At 72.0% G+C, this 4,092-nt stretch carries 6 protein-coding genes; 2 read left to right on the top strand and 4 right to left on the bottom strand.

Translation table 11 applies throughout. The annotated features are described in order from the left end of the window. Positions 1–885, top strand: an 885-nt coding sequence (locus GT354_RS47030; protein ID WP_202513087.1) for a hypothetical protein, incomplete at its 5' end; no start/stop codon positions are given. Positions 886–908: 23 nt separating this feature from the next. Here GT354_RS47030 and GT354_RS47025 read toward each other — a convergent pair. Further along, entirely contained in the window at positions 909–1,346 is a 438-nt protein-coding gene (locus GT354_RS47025) for an ATP-binding protein (protein WP_161363856.1), read from the bottom strand. 264 nt (positions 1,347–1,610) lie between these two features. Between GT354_RS47025 and GT354_RS47020 the strand changes: the two genes are divergently transcribed. Next, complete coding sequence (locus GT354_RS47020) at positions 1,611–1,817, top strand: DUF397 domain-containing protein (RefSeq protein ID WP_161363854.1); 207 nt, start codon at positions 1,611–1,613, stop codon at positions 1,815–1,817. 7 nt (positions 1,818–1,824) lie between these two features. Here the strand turns inward: GT354_RS47020 and GT354_RS47015 are convergent, their stop codons facing one another. From GT354_RS47015 to GT354_RS47005, 3 genes are read right to left on the bottom strand one after another with little or no spacing between them, the layout of a single operon-like run. Then, a complete protein-coding gene (locus GT354_RS47015) occupies positions 1,825–2,415 on the bottom strand; it encodes a Dabb family protein (RefSeq protein WP_161363852.1) in 591 nt (196 codons plus the stop codon). Then, the gene (locus tag GT354_RS47010) at positions 2,412–2,816 is read right to left on the bottom strand and encodes a hypothetical protein (protein WP_161363850.1); all 405 of its coding nucleotides are present in this window, start codon (positions 2,814–2,816) and stop codon (positions 2,412–2,414) included. The genes GT354_RS47015 and GT354_RS47010 overlap by 4 nt, the downstream gene beginning before the upstream one ends. Further along, positions 2,813–3,721, bottom strand: coding sequence for an LLM class F420-dependent oxidoreductase (locus tag GT354_RS47005; RefSeq protein ID WP_161363848.1), 909 nt, complete (start codon positions 3,719–3,721; stop codon positions 2,813–2,815). Before GT354_RS47005 ends, GT354_RS47010 begins: the two co-directional genes overlap by 4 nt. Positions 3,722–4,092: the final 371 nt, after the last annotated feature.

Raw genomic sequence — 4,092 nt, 5'->3', positions numbered from 1 at the left:
GAGCGGGCGGGCGCCGACCTCGCCGACCTCGTCGCCGCCGCGGGCGCCGACGACGGGCCGGGCCTGCGGGCCGCGGTGGAGCGCTCCGACCGGATCCGTGAGATCGACCGGCTGCTGACCGAGCCGTGGGCGCAGGTGTCGGCGGAGGTCGAGCAGGAGGCCGCCCGCTACGACCCCGACGACCTCGACGTCGAGGTCGAGGACGCCGCGCGCCGGGCCGAGGAGGCCGAGGCCGCCTACGCGGCGGCCGTCGAGGCGTCGGGCCGGCGCCGGCAGGTGGTGCAGGACATGGAGTGCGAGTCGGTCGCGGCCGCGCGGGCGCAGGAGGAGGAGGCCGCCACGGTCGCCACGATCGCCGAGGACACCGAGGAGTTCGTCCGTCTGCACCTGGCCCGCGAGGTGCTGCTGCGGTGCATGGAGGACTACCGCAAGCAGAACCAGGCCCCCGTCCTGGCCCGCGCGGAGGAGGTCTTCACCGCGTTGACCGCCGGTCGGTTCGACCGCCTGGTGGTCGACACCGACTCGCGCAAGGGGGCTCCGGCCCTGCGCGCCCGCCGCTCGGCCGGCTCCGCGGACGCGTCGGTCGGCGTGGACGAGATGAGCGAGGGCACCCGCGACCAGCTCTACCTGGCGCTGCGGCTCGCGTCGCTGGACGCGTACGCCGACGCCGGTCGGGCGATGCCGATCGTGCTCGACGACATCGCGATGACGTTCGACGACGGGCGCACGCGCGCGATGCTGTCGGTGCTCGACGGCATGGCGGACCGCTTCCAGGTGGTGCTGTTCACCCACCACCCGCACCTGGGCCGACTGGCCGAACAGACGCTCGCGCCCGGCCGCGCGCATGTGCACGAACTCCCGGTTTACGTACCGGCGATGGGGTGACGGCGCCGGCAGGTGACGACCGGTCAGGCGGTAGCCGCGAGCCGAAAGCGCACGCACTTCCCGCCGGGCTCGGCGACCGATTCCCACCCGTCGGACAGTGACTCGACGAGCATCAGGCCGCGGCCGGTGGTCTCGTCGTCGCCGGCCTGGACCACCAGCGGCGTACGGGAGTTGGTGTCGTGTACCTCGATCCACACGCACACCGTGCCGTCGCCGCCTCGATCGCGGCGCACCACGACGCTGAACGGACGCCCCACTCCGGCGTGACGCACGGCGTTGGTCGCCAGTTCGGAGGCGAGAAGTACGGCGATGTCGGAGAGGGATTCGAGGTGCCAGACCGTCAGCGCCACACGGACATGCTCCCGCACGGCGGACACGCAGGCGGGCATCGCCGGCAGCGTGATGGTCGGGCTGACCTCGTCCTCTGCGTCCGCCACTTCCGGGTCGGCCAGGGTGGTCATGGTGCTACCTCCTGTTGCGCGGGCTTCGTTTGCCCCCGCAAGCGGCCCCGTCCCGTACCGTCGCTTTAAGTGATCTTGTCAGCGCGTAAGGTGAGGGTGCTCGGTAGGATGCTCCTCGAAACCCGGTGGTGCAACTCACGCCGCCACTTCGGGGTCAGCGTGTGCACGGTTCACTCGATCGGGCGATATCCGTGGCCCCACATGGTGGAGACGGGTTTGGCTCGCCCGTCGACGGGGTCTCGACGAATCAGGGGTGACGGGCCGATGGCCGCCTTGCTGCAGCAGTCCCACGCGACGCCGTGGCGGCGCAGTTCGTACAGCAGTGTGCAGGGGAACTGCGTCGAAGTGGCGGGCTGTCGGCGTTGTGACGTGGTCGTGCGTGACTCCAAACAACGGGCGTTCGCGGTGTTGCGGTTCGCCCGGCGGGACTGGACCGACCTGTTGGTGGCCCTGATCCGGCAAGGGAATTGACGCTCCGTCAGCGGTCGCGCTCGGTCACCTGTCGCGCTCGGTCACCGGTCGCGGTGGCGAGCACGGCCGCATCGCTCCAGCGGAAGACGTGTGCGAGTCGGGGCTCCACGATCACCCCGGGCATCTCGGCGTCGAACCACCGATCGACGTATGCCCAGTGGTACGGATTCAACAGATACTCGCCGGTCAGACCTTCGACCGTCGCATACTCCTGCTCCCATGCGTGTGTCCACCGCGACGGGCGTACGGCCCCCTCCACCCGACTCAGCGCCCACGAACCGATGGTCGTGATGTGGTCCGGCATCGCCATGAGGTCCGATTCGAACTCCGCCACCACGTCGGCGGGGGTGCCCGCGCGCACGGTCAGCAGGAGTGTGCGTTTGACGCGCGGGCCCTCCAGTGCGGTGAACCGATCGCGCACCGGGCGCAGCGCGACCGCGTCCGCGCCTTCGGGCAGGTGGGGGAGCGGCCTGTCGGTGAGGTCCCACGAATACCCCCGACCGCCCACGGTGCCCGGCAGATCGGGGCCCGCGGAGATCGTGCCCGGGCCGGCCGCGAGGTCCGGGGCGTGCGCGGCGAGGACCACCAGGCGGCTCATGCGTTGGCTCCGGTCGACGCGGCGGGTGTGGGTCGCGCGGACGACCCGGGCGAGGTCTCGGCGTCCGGCGCCGTCGTGGGGGTGGGAATCGTCGGTTGTAGGGCGCGGCGCCCGCGATCGAGCGCGTAGCCGTCGGTGGCGGCCCAGAACGCGGCGACGCTCGGGTCGGCCCCGGCGGCGCCGCGCATGGCGTAGAAGGCGCGGATGCCCGGCAATGTCCACAGGATGTGGACAGTGGTGGCGTCACGCCCGGCGGGGGAGCGCCACACCCGGTCCAGGTGCATGCCGCGACCGAGCGCGCCCGGCAGGTAGCGGTCGTGGAACTGCCCGAGCCACAGCGACACTTGGTCGTTGGTCAGGGTCACCTGGTCGAGGATGTGCACGTGGCCGTCGGCGTTCACAGCTTGTCCAGCACCGTCTCGCGGTACTGCGCGATCCGCTCGCGCAGCACGTCCAGCCCGCGCGGTCCGGCGAGTTCGGCCGGGTTCGGCGCGAACACCAGCCGGACGGCGCCCGCGTCGGTGAAGCGGCGGACCCAAGTTGCGTCGTGTTGACGCTCTCGATCGCACGAGCCGGGCCACGCGGTGATCTCGACCGCGTCCTCTGCCCGGCCGGCCTCGCGGGCGCAGGCGCGCAGCAACTCGGCGCGCTCGGCGAATTCCTCGGGGGTGATCGTGTACGGGAACCAACCGTCGGCGATCCGGCCTGCCCGGCGCACGGCGGGCTCGCTGTTGCCGCCCAGGATCACGGGTACCGCTCCCGACTGCGGACGCGGCAGGCAGTGCACGCGCTCGAACGAGGTGAACCGGCCTTGGAAGCTCGCGGGGGCCTCGGCCCACAGCGCGCGCATCGCCCCGACGCACTCCTCCAGGCGGGCGCCGCGCTCGGCGAAGGTCGCGCCGACGGCGGCGTACTCCTCCTTCTGCCACCCGATGCCCAGTCCGAGCATCAGTCGGCCGTCCGAGTGCCGGTCGATCGTGGCGACCCGTTTGGCGAGGACGACGGGACTGTGCAGCGGCGCGACGACCATCGCGGTACCGAAGCGCAGCGTGCGCGAAGCACCGGCGAGGAACGCGATCGTCTCCAGCGGATCGGGCATCGGCACCACGCCCGCGGCGCTGGGCGTGCGGCCGGATGCCGAGTACGGGTATCGGGGTTCGTAGTCCTCCGCGACCACGACGTGTTCCACGGTCCACACGGACTCGACGCCGCAGTCCTCCAGGGTGCCCGCGAAGTCGCGCAGGAAGCCCCCGGAGGTGATCAGACCGTCCGCGAAGGGGGCCATGACGCCCAGCTCGATCGACATTCTGACGCCCTTTCAGATCCCGTGCCCGCACCATGTCGCGGTGGGCGCGCGAGTACAAGGGCCGGCCGAACGTGTCGTTGGACACGGGGCCCCTTCGGGGCGGGGCAGGGGCGCTCGCGGTCTTTCGGGCGACCGGGTCGGGGTGGTCCGGCCTCACGGCCCTGATGCCGCTGCGGTTGCGCCTTTGGCGGCTTGGGGTTTGGCTCCCACCCGCACCACCCGTTGCGGATGCGTTTCAGGGCTGCGGTTTTACGGCGGCGTTGTGGCGCGGTCCGGCCTCGCGGCCCGGCTGCGGATGGCGCTGTGCGCCCACGGCTTGGGCCTTGCCCCGGAGCGGGACTCGGCTGCGGTCTCGGCGCGTCAGCGCCCAC

The organism is Streptomyces sp. SID3343 (assembly GCF_009865215.1).
Classification (GTDB): domain Bacteria; phylum Actinomycetota; class Actinomycetes; order Streptomycetales; family Streptomycetaceae; genus Embleya.
Note: the sequence above shows the minus strand (reverse complement) of the source record. Positions and strands in the feature narration are given on the sequence as shown.